This window comes from Geobacter sp. PheSNFMC (assembly GCF_059620965.1).
In genome coordinates this window covers 26,990-42,645 of sequence record NZ_JCAMRN010000020.1, presented here as the reverse complement: position 1 = coordinate 42,645, position 15,656 = coordinate 26,990, and the positions used below count along the sequence as shown (strand labels likewise).

Annotated in this window: 10 protein-coding genes; all 10 read right to left on the bottom strand. The window is 63.6% G+C overall.

Features of this window, described 5'->3' with window-relative positions; genetic code table 11:
* Window positions 1-2,244, bottom strand: a 2,244-nt coding sequence (locus AC6CDK_RS06305; protein ID WP_496639778.1) for a right-handed parallel beta-helix repeat-containing protein, incomplete at its 3' end; no start/stop codon positions are given.
* A 297-nt stretch (window positions 2,245-2,541) separates the two neighbouring features.
* Window positions 2,542-5,682 (bottom strand): multiheme c-type cytochrome, encoded by a 3,141-nt coding sequence (locus AC6CDK_RS06300; protein WP_039646582.1) that lies wholly within the window; start codon window positions 5,680-5,682, stop codon window positions 2,542-2,544.
* A 37-nt stretch (window positions 5,683-5,719) separates the two neighbouring features.
* A complete protein-coding gene (locus tag AC6CDK_RS06295; RefSeq protein ID WP_226048474.1) occupies window positions 5,720-6,520 on the bottom strand; it encodes a cytochrome c3 family protein in 801 nt (266 codons plus the stop codon).
* 105 nt (window positions 6,521-6,625) lie between these two features.
* Window positions 6,626-9,322, bottom strand: coding sequence for an Ig-like domain-containing protein (locus AC6CDK_RS06290; protein ID WP_192905821.1), 2,697 nt, complete (start codon window positions 9,320-9,322; stop codon window positions 6,626-6,628).
* A 353-nt stretch (window positions 9,323-9,675) separates the two neighbouring features.
* Window positions 9,676-11,049 (bottom strand): sigma-54-dependent transcriptional regulator, encoded by a 1,374-nt coding sequence (locus AC6CDK_RS06285; RefSeq protein WP_039646588.1) that lies wholly within the window; start codon window positions 11,047-11,049, stop codon window positions 9,676-9,678.
* Between the two features lie 118 nt (window positions 11,050-11,167).
* Entirely contained in the window at window positions 11,168-12,658 is a 1,491-nt protein-coding gene (locus AC6CDK_RS06280) for a two-component system sensor histidine kinase NtrB (protein ID WP_039646590.1), read from the bottom strand.
* Between the two features lie 92 nt (window positions 12,659-12,750).
* On the bottom strand, window positions 12,751-13,284 hold the full coding sequence (locus tag AC6CDK_RS06275) for a type II secretion system protein (RefSeq protein ID WP_039646592.1): 534 nt from the start codon (window positions 13,282-13,284) through the stop codon (window positions 12,751-12,753).
* 10 nt (window positions 13,285-13,294) lie between these two features.
* Window positions 13,295-14,239 carry a transketolase family protein gene (locus AC6CDK_RS06270; protein WP_082021157.1) on the bottom strand — a complete coding sequence of 315 codons (945 nt, stop codon included), beginning with the start codon at window positions 14,237-14,239 and terminating at the stop codon, window positions 13,295-13,297.
* A 43-nt stretch (window positions 14,240-14,282) separates the two neighbouring features.
* Complete coding sequence (locus tag AC6CDK_RS06265) at window positions 14,283-15,116, bottom strand: transketolase (protein WP_039646594.1); 834 nt, start codon at window positions 15,114-15,116, stop codon at window positions 14,283-14,285.
* A 39-nt stretch (window positions 15,117-15,155) separates the two neighbouring features.
* Window positions 15,156-15,608: a RomY N-terminal domain-containing regulatory protein gene (locus tag AC6CDK_RS06260; protein WP_192905822.1), complete on the bottom strand. Its 453-nt coding sequence runs from the start codon at window positions 15,606-15,608 to the stop codon at window positions 15,156-15,158.
* Window positions 15,609-15,656: the final 48 nt, after the last annotated feature.

Genomic DNA, 15,656 nt, shown 5'->3' with positions numbered 1-15,656 from the left:
GAAGATCCCCGTTTCGTTCGCCGTGATCAGGTTCTCCGCGATGAGGGCGTTGCCGATGTACGAGCGGATGCCGATGGTGTTGTCCTGAAAGGTCGAGCGGCGGATCCGGACCGGGCCGCTTCTGAAGCGCATGCCGCCGAAATTGTGCCGAATCAGGCAATCGGTGACGGCGAGATCCGTGAAATGACTGTGAATGCCCCAGGTGGCGTACTCGACGATGCAGTTGGAGATGACGCTTCCCGTGGCGTATTCCAGCAGGATTTCGTTCCAGTCGGAGGGCCCTTTGCGGTCGACAGAGGTGAACCGGATCGTGCCGTCCCGTTGTCCCGATGCAAGGAGCTTGCCCTTGATCTCAAGGCCGGTGCCGGCGGCGAACTGCACCGTTGTTCCCGGGGCAACGGTCAGGGCCGCGCCGGGGAGTACCGTCGTGGGGACGGCCACGGTGATGACGCCGCGCCAGACCGTATCGGCGGCCACGGTCGCCAGCGGCCAGACAAAGGGGGTGGGAGCGGCCCCCGGCCGGCCGCAATCGACACGCCCCAGCCGCGGATCGTCCCGCTGGTCGTTGATCACCTGGGCCGGGTCCCGTCCCCCCCACCAGTTGCCGGGGGCGGAAACATCGCCGCTACCGTCCAGATCGATGGCATAGAGACCGTTCCCGGCGAAATTGTTGCCGCTGATGATCCCGGCAAAGGACAGGATTCCCATCCCCCGTTCGCCGTTGTCGGCAATCAGGTTCCCCGTGATCAGGGAGCCGGAATCCTGGATGTTGAAGCCGCTCAGGCCGTTGGCCGTCACCGCGTTGCCGGCGAACTCGACAGAGTCGACGTTTTTCAGGGAGATGCCCGTTTCGGCGTTGCCGGAGATGCTGTTGCGGTTGACCTCGCCGTGGTAGAGATCGGCCGCCATGAGGCCGAACCGGTTGCCGTCGAACAGGTTCTCCCTGACCGTTACCGCTCCTTCGCGCAGGCGGAGCCCTTCCCTGCCGTTGGCCACGATCCTGTTCCCGCGGACCGTGAGGGTGGTGCGGAAGAAATTCCCTCCCACCTGGTTGCCGCAGAGCAGGTTGTCCACCAGTTCAACCTCAGAATCGCGCCCCTGAACCCCGCTCTTATTGCCGCAAAGGGTGTTGCCGTGCAAGGCCACCACCGACTCCTGGAACTGGATGCCGCGGTAGTTGTTCGTGAGGGTGGTGTTATGGATCGCCACCGTGGAGAAGTGGAAGTGAAGCCCCCGGTAGGCGTGCTCAATCCGGCAGTGTTCCACCAGGTTCTGGCCTGCCGAGCTGTTCATGATGTTGACGGCATCCCAGTCACCCATGCGCCGGTCCTTTTCGGCGGAACGGAAGGTGATGGGGCGGTCGGGAGTCCCCTTGGCCAAAAGGCGCCCCTGGATCATGATCCCGTTTTCGCCGATGCCGTCGCCGTTGGTGTCCCGCCGGGTAAACTCGACGATCGTTCCCGGCAGGATGACCAGGCGGCTCCCCTCCGGCACCCTCACCGTGCCGTCCACCAGGATTCTCCCCTGCCACAGGGTCTCGCCCAGCAGGACCATGTCCTGGTACCGGCGGCTGAGCGGCGCCTCCTCGTTGACCGGCGGCCCCTTCGGCAGGGTGTGGGGCCGGACCGCTGCCGTGTGGGCGTCCTTCTTCCGGTTGCGGGCCACCTCGGTGGCATGGGCGGTCACCCGGGCACCCTGAAGGGATACGACGCCGTAATCGTTCTCGATGATCCGCGCACCCTCCACCGTGATCCGCGACGCTGCCCCCTGCGCCACCAGGCCGTACCGGTTTTCCCGAAGCGTCGACGAGGAGAGATGCAGCGTCCCCTCCACCACGGAGATCCCGCTGTCGGCGTCGGCGACCAGGCATTCCCTGATGGCGGCGGTGCCGCCGTCGATGAGGATTCCCGCCCAGCTTCCCGCCCTCTTCTCCTGGCCGGAAAACCGGACCGGAGCCGTCACGGTGCCCTCAACCGCCAATCTCCCCCGGATGGTTATCTCCGTGAGGGGCGAGAGATATTCGGGGTCGGTCTTGGTGCTTTCCGCGGCCGCGACCGTGACGACGGTGCCGGCCCGGACGGTCAGGGTGACCCCCTCGGGCACGACGACGTCTTCCGTGACCGTGACGTTCCCCTGCCAGACCGTATCGGACGTTATCACCCCGGCGATCGCGCCGGCGGGGAGGCCGAACAGCAGGGCGGACAGCAGCGTCAGGGAAAGGGCGGCAATTCTGGCGAGCGGCATGGGTTCGAGCATAGTCTCACAAAAAGCAAAAGAGGTGCCGACGAATACGGTTCGGCACCTCTTTTAGGGATTGTGGCCGGTTTCTCAGCAGGGATGAACCACCGCACTCCCGACAACCCTCGGACGGATATAGCTTTTTTTCTTCACCTGATTTTCCTCCTTTGTTTCCGTGCGTACCGCACTCTGTGCATCTGCCGGGAACGACCTTCCAGCCGATGCCCTTATCGTTCCGTTGCCGGTGCCGGAGCAGGGCAGCCGCCGATGATTTCGCCGGCTGCCCTGCTCCGGCCTCGCCTGCTACTTGTCGTCGGACCAGCGCGGCGTCGGCTGGAAGTGGCAACTGACGTTCCAGCAACTGCCGGTGGCATCCGGGGACTGCTTCGAGTACCACTGTCCCTTATCGGCGTTGAACTTGTACGTCGGATCGATCTTCACGTTCACTGCCGACTTCTTCTGCTGGGTGCTGCCGCCGGCCCAGACCGACTCGTCGCCCACGTGGGCCGCGGCACCGTCGTAGTGGCAGGTGAGGCATGGGGTGAAGCCCTGGGACGGCCGCAGGTTCGACATGAGGTGACCCAGCTTCACGTGGGCGCCGCCGCCACCCGAGTAGTTCTCGAGACGTGCCGTCGAGTAGTTGGCCTGGCTGGCAACGAAGCCCCTGGGAGTCGGCGGGTAGCCGTGACACTCGTCGCATGCCTTCGGCTTGAAGGCAAACGTGTTGCGGTGGGAGTGGCAGTTCAGGCAGCCGGTTGTGGGGTGGCCGGCCCCCTCGTTGACGCCGCGCCGATAATGGCTCGTTTTGGTGTGGCAGGTCTGGCATACGCCGCGGTACGGAGCCTGTAGCTGCACGAGATCGGCCGTGGTGGCATAGCTGATGGTGGAGGTCAGTGCCCCGAAAACAAGGGTGGTCCGGACCATGGCCCGGTTGCCGGTGCCGTGGACGTCATGGCAGGTCTTGCACTCCATGGTGTAATTGCCCAGGTCCACGGCATGGCGGGTCACATTGCGCCTGGTGGCGGTGGGAACCTTGATGGCGTCATTGTGGCAGCCTGCGCAGAGGGTGTAGTCGTTCACGGCGATCCGCTTCTGGTCGCCCGAAGTGCCGTTGATGTGCCCGCTGTCGGCATCGTGGCAGCTTGCGCACTGGCGGCTGGCGTCGAAGCCGGCCCCGGCCTGGCCGTGGCCGCTGGCGGTGAAGTTCGTTTTTGCCGGTGCGGTCTTGCCGCCGATGACCGAGAGGAGCCCCGTGTGACAACTTTCGCAGGTCACGCGGCCCGAGGTCCAGGTGGCGCCGTTCTTGTGGCAACTGGACGTACAGTTGGCCGAAACCACCTGGACGGAGCCGTTCACGTGGGTGGCAGCCGTTGAGGTCGTGTAGGTGTGGCAGCTCTGGCAGGCGGATACCGTTGCCCCCAGGATGGCCTTGGGACCATAGTCGAGGGTCAGGTGGGCCGCGTGGCCGTTGGTCCCGATGGTCTGGGCGCTCGTGGCGGCGATGGTGGGGGTGGCGTAGTGGCACTTACCGCACGCGCCGGTCGTCGGATCGACCCACTGGGGAGTCGTCACCGGCGCGCCGCCGCGGCCGTCGCCGTGGCATCCGGCAACGCTGCAGGTCGCCGTGTTCACATTGTAGGTACCGCTGCCGACGTTGATGGTTCCCCGGGCGACGCCGTTGAAGACGACGGTTTTCACGCCATCCACGTGGACCGATTTGTCCTTGATGGTGGAAGGGCCGCTGAGCGTCGCGTAGTGGCAGTTCTGGCAGTTCATGATCCCTGCGTTGAAGTGGGCCGGGTGGGCGTTGGTCAGGGGGAATGCCGCGTGGCACGAGCCGCAGCCCGACAGCGTGCCCACGCCATTGCCCCACGTGAACGTCGTATTGCCCGGCGCGCCGACCACGGCCTGCAGCGAAGCGTTGCGGGGAGCGCCGTCCGAGTGGCAGTAGGTCGCCGTACAGGTGCCTTTGCCGGCCGGGTTGTAGGTGGGGTTGGCGCCGGAACCGATACTGGCGATGATGCCGGTCTTGTCGACGAACACATCCTGGAACGTGCCGGTATTGTGACTGAACCCCTTGTGGCACTGGTCGCACGCTATGCTGTAGTTGGCCCCGCCGCCGGCATGCCGGGCGTGGGGGGTCTGGGTTTCGTTCTTGAACACACCGGAGGTTGAATAGTCACGAACGCCGTCCTTGCCGTAGCCCGACGGCCCGCCGGCCGTGTTGACGGTGGGGGGAAAGCCGTGGCACTGGGTACAGTTGGCCGAGAAGCCCTGGGAGTGGGTGTGGCAGCTCCGGCAGTCGGCTGCGTTGGTGCTCGAGTGCTGCCCGATGGTGCCCGGCAGGGGCGAGTGGCAGGCCAGGCAGACGCCGAAGGCATCCTTGTTCCAGTTTTTCCGGGCAACCGAGGTGTACTGGTACATGACCTTGGCGTTGCGGACCGCCCCGTACTGGGTGGAGATGTTCATGTACCGGTTGATGAGATAGGCGTTGGGGGCGGTCCCGTCAGCCTCGTCCACGTGGCCGCCGTGGCAGTCGGCGCACTGGACGTTCTGGTTCTTGGTGCCGTTGTGGTTCTTGACGCGGGCAGTGGTGTTTGCCGGGTCGTCGGCCGACTTGTGGCAGTTGGTGCAGATGTTGGGATCGCTGACGGTCCTTCCCTTCAGGTCCGTGCGCAGCAGCATGCCCCGGGAAGTGGAAAGGAGCCCCATCCGGGCGCTTGATGCATTGTCGAAGGTGCGGCTATTGGAATCAGTGTAGTGCACCCCGTGACAGGTGGTGCAGACGACCGCGCCGCTGCGCGACATCCTCATGGCCGATGTGGGGTTGGCCGGGTTGCTGTTGCGCGGCGGGCTGTAGAATTCGTCGGGCCGGGCCGCGGCCTTGGTCGAGTAGTTCACCGTGACGGGGTGGGTTCCCCTGGTGTGGTCAACGGTCTTGCGGGGCCGGTGGCAGTCGAGGCAGAGCTGGTCCTCGTCGTTGCGCACCCGGAGGAACGGTTTCGAGTTGTAGGCCGATGAATAGAGGTCGTGGATGTTGTGGCAGCGGGCGCAGGACACGGTTCCGATGAGGAGCGACTTGGTGAGCCTGACGTCCGTGGGAGCCACCGCGCCCGCCTTGGGCACCACGTCCTTGCCGATCCAGTTGTGGGAGGTCTGGTACGTCACCGCAGGCCGGGCACTCGTCCAGGTGCGGAAGGGGTTGGCGAAGTCGGCCATAGCAAAGGGCTTGCCTGAGCCGTAGGGATCGCTCGGGTTGTGGCAGGTGAGGCAGACGTTGTTGTAGCCCGTGGAACCGAGGGTGCTGTGAACGGTATGGCAGGAGGAACACTTGTAGCCCTTGACGCTGCCGAGTTCGTGGGGAAAGTCGATGGCCCACGCGGCGATCGGGACGAAGAGCGCCACTAGTGCCGTGACGAGGGTCCTCAGTGGTATTCCGTTCATGGTTGGCTCCCGGACAATTGCACAAAAAGCATTAACATTATTTGTTGTGACAGGCGAGGCACATGGCACTCCCCTCATTGCTGCGGGTGAGGAACGGCGTCAGGGATTTGTCCCCCACGCCGGTGTCCTGCCGGTCATAGGTGTAGCCGTAGGCCACGTGGGGGTCGTGGCAGGTGGAACACTCCATCCGGTCGCGGTTGGGACCGAAGAACCGCAGCCCCTGGGACTTGGGGGTCTCAATGGGCCTCAGCGACGAGAGCCCCGCATCCACTTTTTCCTGGTAGGCTGCGGCATAGGAAAAAGAGATGGGGTGATCGTCCATGAGGTTGTTCCCCGCATAGGGATCCGCATCGCTCTTTCCCAGGTTAGCCCGGTAACCGCTGCCGAACATGGGAAGGTTGAGGGAGAAGTCCCCGGTCGGATGCGCGCCGAAAGGGTCGTCGTAATCGCCCCCGATGTCGACCTTCCGGTCACTGCCAGCGGCAATCCCGTAGTTGCCGGTATGGATGACGTTGATGGCGGTCCTGCCGTCATGGCAGGAGAGGCAGAGCAGGGATTCGGGTCCCGGCGCGGTCACCGCCTTGGCCGTGCTCGTCAAGGTTGCCGACGAGGTGTACATTTTGAATGCCTGGGTCGGCATAACCTTGTTCCAGAGTGGCTTGGCCGGCTCCGAATGGTGCGGCGTATGGCAGAAAATGCAGACCTGATCGACACCGAGGCTCACGAAATGGCGCTGCCCCTGGGTGAGCCCGCTGCCCGCATCCGTATTGTTGGACATATTGTGGGCCGTCCAGCGGATATTGTTGTTCCCCGCGTGGACAGCCGTCCAGGCCGTCATCACCATTCCTAGTATCACCGCTTGCACAACACTCTTCATCCGTGCGACCTCGTTCCGTATAGATCCGTTTTCAGGCTGCGTCCCGGCACCAATCCGGCCGATTCCCTACCAGCTTTGCAATCCGAGTGCCTTTCTCAGGATCAGAAGCGCGTCCACCAGGTCAATGACCCCGTTGGGCCGGGCCTTGCCCTGATAGAGGGGGCCGATGTCCCCGCTGGCCAGATGGGATGCGGTGGGAGCCATCTGGCCGGTGAAGATCCTGAGCGCCACCAGGGCGTCGAGCACCGTGACCTTGCCGTCGCCGTTCACATCGCCGTCAGGTGCCCGCACCACCAGGGTCCGGACCGTGCTGTTGCCCGCGGCATCGGTGGCCTTCACCGCCAGCGAATCGGGATCGTAGCCTCCCAGCGTCAGCACCGCGTGCCAGGTGCCGTCCGTAACCGCGACCTCGCCGGCGGCGCCGCTGCTGTCCTCCACGACCACGGTCGCGCCATGCTCCACCGTTCCGGACAACTCAGCCGGATAGGCGGTATTCACTTCGTTGAGCGACAGGGCGGGCGGGGTCACGTCGTAGATGAGGGTCCGCGTCACCACACCGGCGTTGCCCGCGGCATCCGTGACCCGGACGGTGACCGCGTGGGCACCTTCGTCGGCAAGGTGCACCGCCAGGGAGAATGCCCCTTCGGCCATGGTTACCTCAACCGGCACACCGTCCACTTCGGCAGTCACCGTCACGGGGCTCGTGTCGCTCACGCTCCCCACCAGCCCCACGACCTGACGATTGACCGCCATGTCCTGGGCCGGCGAGGTAATGACGATCGCCGGGCTGCCCGCATCATAGGTCAGGGTCCGCTTCACCGCGGTCGTGTTGCCGGCGAAATCCACCGCCACCACTTCGATCGTATTGAGCCCCTGTTCGAGCGTCACGTCGGCACTCCAGACGCTGCCGTCGAACCGTGCCGGCTGGCCCGCAACCGTTACGGTGGCAGCCTGGTCGACGGTGCCGCTGACGGTCACGTGTCCGACGGCAACGAAGGCCCCGTCCGCCGGTGTCGTGAAGGTCACCACCGGGCGGTCGATATCGAAGATGATAGTGCGCGCATTCACGGTCAGGTTGCCCGCAAGGTCGGCAGCGGCAACGGTAATGACGTTGGCCCCGGGGCTGAGCGTCACCGCCGTGCTGCCGGCACCGTTCGTCATCGCGACCGGCTGGCCGTTCACGGTAACCTCACCCGGATGCGCATCGCTCGCCTCGACCCGTACGTTCTGGACCTGTTCGCTGGTATAGCTGCCATCGGCAAGGGCCGAGACCGTAAGGACCGGAGCGGCGGTATCGAGAATCGCGGAGAAAGCGGCCAGGGCTGCCGCGCTCAGGGGACGCACCGCCTTCACCGTTACGCTGTTCACGCCGGGGGCGAGCATGACCGTATGGCTCCAGGTATCGCCGAACACCGTGGCATTGGCGGTGGCGCCGGTGGCCGCGTTGGTCACGGTAACCGCGCAACCGGGTTCCACTGCCCCGGAGATGTGCTGGGCAAAAACATTGGTCACGGAAGCGGGAACGCTATCGATCGTCAGATAGGGGGCCTGCTGCAGATAGGTGACCGATGCGGTTTTGGTGCTGGTATTGCCGGCCGCATCCCGGGCAATGACCGTCAGGACGGTTTCACCGGGGGCAAAGCCGGTGAGGGAGACTCTCCAGGTGGACGGCGTCGGGAAGGAAAGCGTGCCCACCGTGGTCCCGCCGCCGGCCGTCACCGTTACCGATGCCCCTGCCTCCACGGTGCCGTGAAGTTCGAGCGTCGGCGTGTAGAAGGGGCTCACCAGCGGATCGATGTCAAGGGCGGGCGGGATTGTGTCGGTTGTCAGACCGCCGCCGTCGATGCCGTAGACGGTCAGGTTGCCGTAGCCGTTCACGACCAGCAGACGGCCGCTGGCCTGATCAAAACGAAGATCCGAGGGGACCATCAGCTTGCCGTTGGCGGCGCCGTATCCCCCGATATACGAGAGAAACACCGGCACGGCGGCCGGCTCCACCACCTGGACCTGGCCCTGGAAGGTGTCCACCACATACATCCGCGCGAGAACCGGCGTCGGATCGTTGGAATACTCGAAGGCAACCCCTTGGGGGGCGGTAAATTTCAGGGGACCGGAACCGAAGGCGCCGATGCTCCTCACAAAGGTGCCGTTCGTATCGAAAAACTGGATGCGCCCGTTTCTGGTGTCCACGACCGCCAGGTGGCGGGCACGCTTCTCGAAGGCGATGCCCGTGGGGGTGGAAAACTGGCCCGCAGCAGCACCGAACGTGCCGAAGCGCCGCACGAAACCGCCAGCCGGACTGAACACCTGCACGCAGTTGTCGAGGCTGTCAACCACGTAGATGTAGCCGGTATCGTCGACGGCAATACCGTTGGCCATTTTGAACTGGCCGGCGCCGATGCCGAGCTGTCCTGTCACGGAACCGGCACCGTCGACCATGACCACGCCATTACCCTGACTGACGACCAGGCTGCCATCCGCGGCAACGGCTACGCCCTGGGCAGGCGCGGCCGTTTTGATGACATCCGTTAAATGACCAGCATTGTCATACTTCAGAACACCACCGGAAAGCGCATCGGTGACATAGAAATTGCCTGCGTCATCCCCTGCGATTCTAAGTGGAGAGCGAATTCCCTCCGTAACGGGAGCGTACGTTGCCACCACGGGAGCAGGTACGGCAAAAGCGCTCGAAACCAGCGAAATAACAACTAGCGCCAGCGAGAAGGCAGTAAACAGCGATCGTCCTGGTGACCTGTGCACCATGGCAATGCCTCCGGAGTTATTGGGGAGGACCGTACGGTTCCCCATTTCACGGCAAAATTATAGTTCTTCTACATTAAGGAGCAGCAATTATGGTGCCAACGGCACGGCAAAACAGCCTCTTGACACAGTCGCTGCCCTGACGGGACAACACCGCCCCTTCTCGCGGTGGCAGCAGCCTTGACAGGCCCGGCTTTAGAGGAGAGAGCACCATTGCAGACGTCTTCAGACTGACAAATTATCGACACGGAGACACAAGAAGCGGCCTTCAGGCCAATGGAAACGGCCCCCTGCGTATTCCCGAAAGGGGACAGGGGGCCGCTATATGACGGAGAGCTACTGAGTGGCGAGGCTGGTTATTTAAGGAAGCCGAACTTCTTCATCCGGTAACGGAACGCATCGATTCCCAGATTAAGCTTCTTGGCAGCCTTGGACTGGTTCCACTCGCTCATTTCCAGGGATTGGCGGATCAGTTCCTTTTCAACCTCTTCAATATCGACCCCGTCGGGCGGGAGCTTGAAGGTCGCCAGTCCCGTGGTCTGGTTGGATGCCTTGGCAACGATTTCCAGGGGCAGGTGCTCCAGCAGCAGCGTGTCTTCGTTGCCAAGGATGATGGCCCGCTCGATCACGTTCTTGAGCTCACGGATATTGCCGGGCCAGTGGTATTCCAGGAGCAGCTTCTCGGCCATCTTCGAGATGCCGGTCACGTGCTTGTTGAATTCGCGGTTGAACACCTCGATGAAGTGGTTGACCAGTTGCAGGATGTCTTCCTTGCGCTCCCGGAGCGGGGGCAGGTAAATGGGAATCACCTGGAGCCGGTAGTAGAGATCGTTGCGGAAATTCTTCTCCTCAATGGCCTTCAGCAGGTCGCGGTTGGTGGCGGAGATGATCCGCACGTCAACGGCAAAGGCCTTGGTGCCGCCGATCCGGCGAAAGGTCCTTTCCTCCAGGAAGCGCAGGAGCTTCGCCTGCATTCCCATCTCCATGTCGCCGATCTCGTCGAGGAAGACGGTGCCCCCGTCGGCCAGCTCGAAGAGACCTTTTTTCATTGCCTTGGCGTCGGTAAAGGCGCCTTTCTCGTGGCCGAACAGCTCGCTTTCCAGAAGCGTGGCAGGTACTGCCGCGCAGTTGATGGCCACAAACGGCTTTTCCGCGCGGGCAGACTGGTAATGGATCCACTTGGCCACCAGCTCCTTGCCGGTGCCGGATTCCCCCTGGATCAGGACCGTGGAGGCATCGCTCTTGGCCACCTTTTCCATCATGTCCAGAACGTTCTTCATGTGCCGGCTGGCACCGATGATGTCGGGGGGACCGAACTTGCGCGACTGTTCGCTGCGGAGCCGCTGGACCTCCCGGCGCAGATCGGAGGTTTCCAGTGCCTTGCGGATGACGATGGACATTTCGTCCAGGTTGAACGGCTTGTTGATGTAATCGTAGGCGCCGAGCCTCATGGCATGGACCGCCGTCTCCAGGGCGCCGTGGGCGGTCACCATGATGACGAGGATTTCCTCGTCGTATTCCTTGATCTTTTCCAGCGCTTCCAGGCCGCTTATCCCCGGCAACTGGATATCGAGCAGCACCAGGTCGGGCTGCTCCTCCCGGACGATCCGCAAGGCATCCTCGCCGTTACCGGCGGAAACCACGTCATACCCCTGCTTCTTCAGGTTCTGTTCAAGGGACCAACGGATGAGGTGCTCATCGTCCACCACCAGTATCTTTGTCTTTCTCACGTAAGCTCCTTTAACGCATTGAATCGTATAATGAACCCACTATAGCATTACCGGTAGCAGATAGGGAAATCCTTTGATGCGCACGGCGCACTCCCGTGCCGGCAGCAGCGACCACGCCTCAGGCGGCACCGCCGGTCTCCACCTCGGTCATGGGGAGGTCGATGGAGAAAACGGTACCCGTGGCGGGCGTGCTCAATACATGGAGGGTCCCGCCATGCTGGGTGATGAGCTTCTGGCAAATGGCCAGGCCAAGCCCTGTCCCCTGGGCCTTGGTGGTGAAAAAGGGCGTGAAGATCTTGCTGATGATCGGCTCGGGAATGCCCGGGCCCGTATCGGCCACCTCCACGCGGACCCACAGCCCCCCCTCGCGCTCCGCGATGCGGCTGGCGACCGTGAGGGTGCCCCCGGTTTCCTGCATGGCCTGAATGGCGTTCAGGATCAGGTTGAGCACCACCTGCTGCACCTGTTTGGGATCCACGAGCACCAGCGGGAGCGGCTCCTGGAGCTCCAGCCGCTTCTCGATGTTTTTCCCGCCCTTGTGCTGGAGGGCAAAGAGCAGGGTCTTGCGCAAGACGTCGTTCAGGTCGGTGGGAGCGGGCTCCGGATGGGTCGGCTTGCCGAAGAAGAGAAGATCGTTGACCGTCTTGTCCAGGCGGTTGACCTGCTCGATCACCTCGCCGATGATTTCCCGGCGGGGGTCCTCTTCCTGGAAATCCTGGCGGATGATGGTCATGGCGGCGGATATCCCGGCCAGCGGGTTCTTGATCTCATGGGCGATGCCGGCGGCCATTTCCCCCACGGATGCAAGCCGGTCGGCCCGCTCCATCTGCTGGAAGTGATACTGCTCCAGCTCCTGCTTGGCCTTGTCGAGCTTGTCGACCATGGAGTCGAAACTGGTGATCAGCCGGCCGATCTCATCCCGGCCGCCGTCGACCATCCTGACCGTCAGATCCCCCTGCTCCACCCGGGCCATGCTCTCCACGATACGGTTGAGCGGCTGCCGCACGAAACGCACCATGACGAGGGAGACTGCTGCTGCACTGAAAAGGATGATGGCGCCGGTGGAAAAGAGGAAGAGACGGGTCGCCTCGTTGATGCGCCGGTTGGTGTCCGCCAGGGAGTAATTGACGTTGAGCACCCCGATGACCCGCCGCTTGCGGCCGTGGCAGATGTGGCACTGCTCTTCGTTGTAGATCGGCTTGATCATGCCGAAGACTTCGCCGTGGCTGCCGCTGACGAAGATCCCTTCCCGCAGGCTGTTGGCAAAGAGCTGGTAGTCTCCGTCCGGCACCGTGCCGCCCATTTCAGAGGGAAGCGACGACTTGAGGACGACCCCCTGGGGATGGAAGATCCGCACCCCCAGGAGCTTCGAGTGGCTCTTGCCGACCATCTCCAGCATGCGCTGGACGTCCTGGGTGTCGCCGATGCTCATGGAGCGATAGATGCTCCGCTCGATGGTATTGAGGAGCAGGAGCGTATTCTCGCGGGCAGCCGCGATCAACTGGCGCTTCTCCCGCTTGAAGTTGAGATAGGTGAAGGTGCCGATCCCCACGGAAAGCAGGCCGACCAGAATGATAATCACACGTGTTGTGAGGCTTCTGAATACCAACCTGCCCCCATGGGCCGGCTGTTCGCGAAGGACAGCCGGCGGGTGATGTGGCTACGGAGAAAAACATCAGTAAGGCCGGAGCCGGAGCGCACCTACTGAATCGGCAACCGGGACGGCGTGGTTGCCTGCGTCCGCGCCCCCTGGTTCTGCTGTCCGGCCGGGGCACCGATGGTGAACACCCACTTCTTGTACTGGTCCTGGTTCTCGAAGGTGGCCAGTTCATCGGGGAAGTTCGTCTTCTTGAGCGGCTCCTTGTCGCTGGTGCTCATGACGCCCACAATCCCCTTGCCCGGCTGGACAATGGTAGCGAAATCCTCACCGGTGATCGGGTCCTTGTAGAGCCGCCGCAGATACTTTTGCCGCCTGGCGCTCTGGGGATCCTTGAGGAGATCCTTCAGGTCGTTGAGCGGCCTGGGAGCCCCTCCGCCCGATCTGGTCGGAGTGTGCCACTGCTCCAGGGCGATCCGGTACTGGTTTCCCCTGAACAGGAGCTCTTCCTCCCGCTCCCGCTTCATCACCATCTGCCAGCTCTGCCCCACGATCCCCAGCATGATTCCCATGAGGATCACGATCATCAGGGCGCCGACAAAGGTGAAGCCGCCGGAGGATGCAAGGATTCCCCTCACCCCTCGCCCCTCACGGCCGCTTGCGCGTGAGCACCTCGCGCCCCGCCTCGGCCAGGTCGGCCGGCATGAGCCCGAAATATTTCAGCAGTTCCTCGGCCTTGCCGGACAGGCCGAAGCGGTCATTGATCCCGACCCGCTTGAGCGGCACCGGGCAGTTCTCCGCAAGGAACTCGGCAACAGCCCCGCCGAGGCCGCCCACGATGGAATGCTCTTCGGCGGTGACGATGGCACCGGTCTCTTGGGCGGCGCGCAGCAGGACCTCGCCGTCCAGGGGCTTGATGGTGGCCATGTGGACCACCCGCGCGGAAACCCCCTCACGGGACAGAAGCTCCGCGGCGGCCAAGGCCTGGGCGGTCATGAGGCCGGTGGTTACGAAGGTCAGGTCCGTACCGTCCGCAAGCTGGGCCCCCTTGCCGATCTCGAAGGGAATATCGGGCGAGGTGACGGTGGGCACCTTGTTGCGGCCCAGGCGGACGTAGACCGGTCCGCGATGGGCGGCTGCGGCGCGGATTGCCCTGGCCGTTTCCGGGCCGTCGGCCGGGACGATGACCGTCATGTTCGGCACCGCCCGCATGATGGCGATATCCTCCACCGACTGGTGGGAACCGCCGTCCTCACCCACGGTGATGCCGCCGTGGGTGGCCACCACCTTGACGTTGGCCCTGGGATAGGCCACCGACTGGCGAACCTGCTCCCAGGCCCGCCCCACGGCAAAGATGGCGAAGGTGGACACGAAGGGAATCTTGCCCGCCGCGGCAAGGCCCGCGGCCGTACTGACCATGTTGGCCTCGGCGATCCCCATATTGAAGAAACGGTCCGGGAATTTCTTGGCAAAGACCGACGTCTTGGTGGAACCGGACAGGTCGGCGTCGAGGACGACGATACCGCCGTTCTCCTCCCCCAGTTCGGCCAGGGTCTGGCCGTAGGCATCGCGGGTGGCGATCATGGTGCTCATATGTCAATGTCCTTTCTGATTCAGTGGTGTGGCGCGCGGCACGTTACAGGTAGCACTGCTCCCCCAGGCACTCCAGCGCCCTGGGGAGTTCCTCGTCGCTGGGAGCGACGCCGTGGTAGGACGCCTTGTTCTCGAAGAAGGAAACGCCTTTCCCCTTGACGGTGCGGGCAACGATGGCGGTGGGCCGGCCCTTGGCCTCCGCGGCCTGGGCCAGGGCGTCGACGATGGCGGCCATGTCGTGGCCGTCGATATCGAGAACGTTCCAGCCGAAGGCGCGGAACTTGTCGGTGACCGGCTCCACGTTCATGACCTTTTCAACCTCGCCGTCGATCTGGAGGCGGTTCACATCGATGAGGGCGCAGAGGTTGTCGAGCTTGAAGTGGCCGGCTGCCATGGCCGCCTCCCAGACCTGGCCTTCCTGGAGCTCACCGTCGCCCAGCAGGGCGTAGACCCGGTTCGCACTGCCGTCCAGGCGCAGGCCGAGGGCCATGCCGTTGGCCATGGAGAGACCCTGCCCCAGCGATCCGGTGCAGACCTCGACACCGGGGGTCTGCTTGCTGTCCGGATGTCCCTGCAGGTGGCTGCCGAGGCGCCGCAGCATCATCAGATCTTCTTTCGGGAAATAGCCGGCCGCGGCCAGGGCCACATAGAGCGCCGGCGCCGCATGTCCCTTGCAGAGGACGAAGCGGTCCCGCCCGGGCCAGGACGGATTGGCCGGATCGTGCTTCATTTCGTGGAAGTAGAGGGCGGTCACCATGTCGATGGCAGACAGGGAACCACCGGTATGCCCCGACTGGGAGGAATGGAGGGTCTTGACGATGTCGACCCTGAGCCGCCGGGCCGTCTCTTCGAGCTGCTTGATCTTTTCGCTGTCCACAATGGTCCTTTCCGTGGGTGGTGTTGGTGGTAGTTCGTCTTAATCCGTATCGTCGGCCATGAGGAAGTCGAGAATGACCTCGTCGAGACTGGACGGCTTTTCCTGTGGCGTGGCGGGAGGTCTGGGCGGCGGAGCTGGCGGGGCGGCGGCCGGAGGGGCCGGCGGGGGGGCGGCAGCGGACCTCTGTTCCGGCGCGGCGGCAGGCCTGGCAGCCGGCGCCGGCTGTCGGGAGGGGAAGGCCCGGCCGTCAAACTCGCCGTTCTTGAGCCGGCGGAGCATGTCCTTGTGTTGCTCCTTCATGAGCTCCTGAACCACCTGACCCAGGTTATCCATCTTGATAATGTCGGCGTAGCTCGTCTTGCGGGAACAGATGATGGTCCCCCCCCGATAGAGGAGGGTTATGATGTGGGGATTGGCGATGCCGCTGTCTTCCGTCTGAACATGGAAGATCTCGCCCCGGTACATGACGTTGTGGTTGAATCCGACGTTCATGGCTGTCCATCCATCAAGAGACGCAAGGTGTTAAATTAGCACGCAACT

Excerpts from the sequence above, each read along its gene's own strand:
- AC6CDK_RS06300 (WP_039646582.1), bottom strand. The coding sequence starts at position 5,682 with ATGAACGGAATACCACTGAGGACCCTCGTCACGGCACTAGTGGCGCTC.
- AC6CDK_RS06295 (WP_226048474.1), bottom strand. The coding sequence starts at position 6,520 with ATGACGGCCTGGACGGCTGTCCACGCGGGGAACAACAATATCCGCTGG.
- AC6CDK_RS06290 (WP_192905821.1), bottom strand. The coding sequence starts at position 9,322 with ATGGTGCACAGGTCACCAGGACGATCGCTGTTTACTGCCTTCTCGCTG.
- AC6CDK_RS06270 (WP_082021157.1), bottom strand. The coding sequence starts at position 14,239 with ATGAGCACCATGATCGCCACCCGCGATGCCTACGGCCAGACCCTGGCC.
- AC6CDK_RS06260 (WP_192905822.1), bottom strand. The coding sequence starts at position 15,608 with ATGAACGTCGGATTCAACCACAACGTCATGTACCGGGGCGAGATCTTC.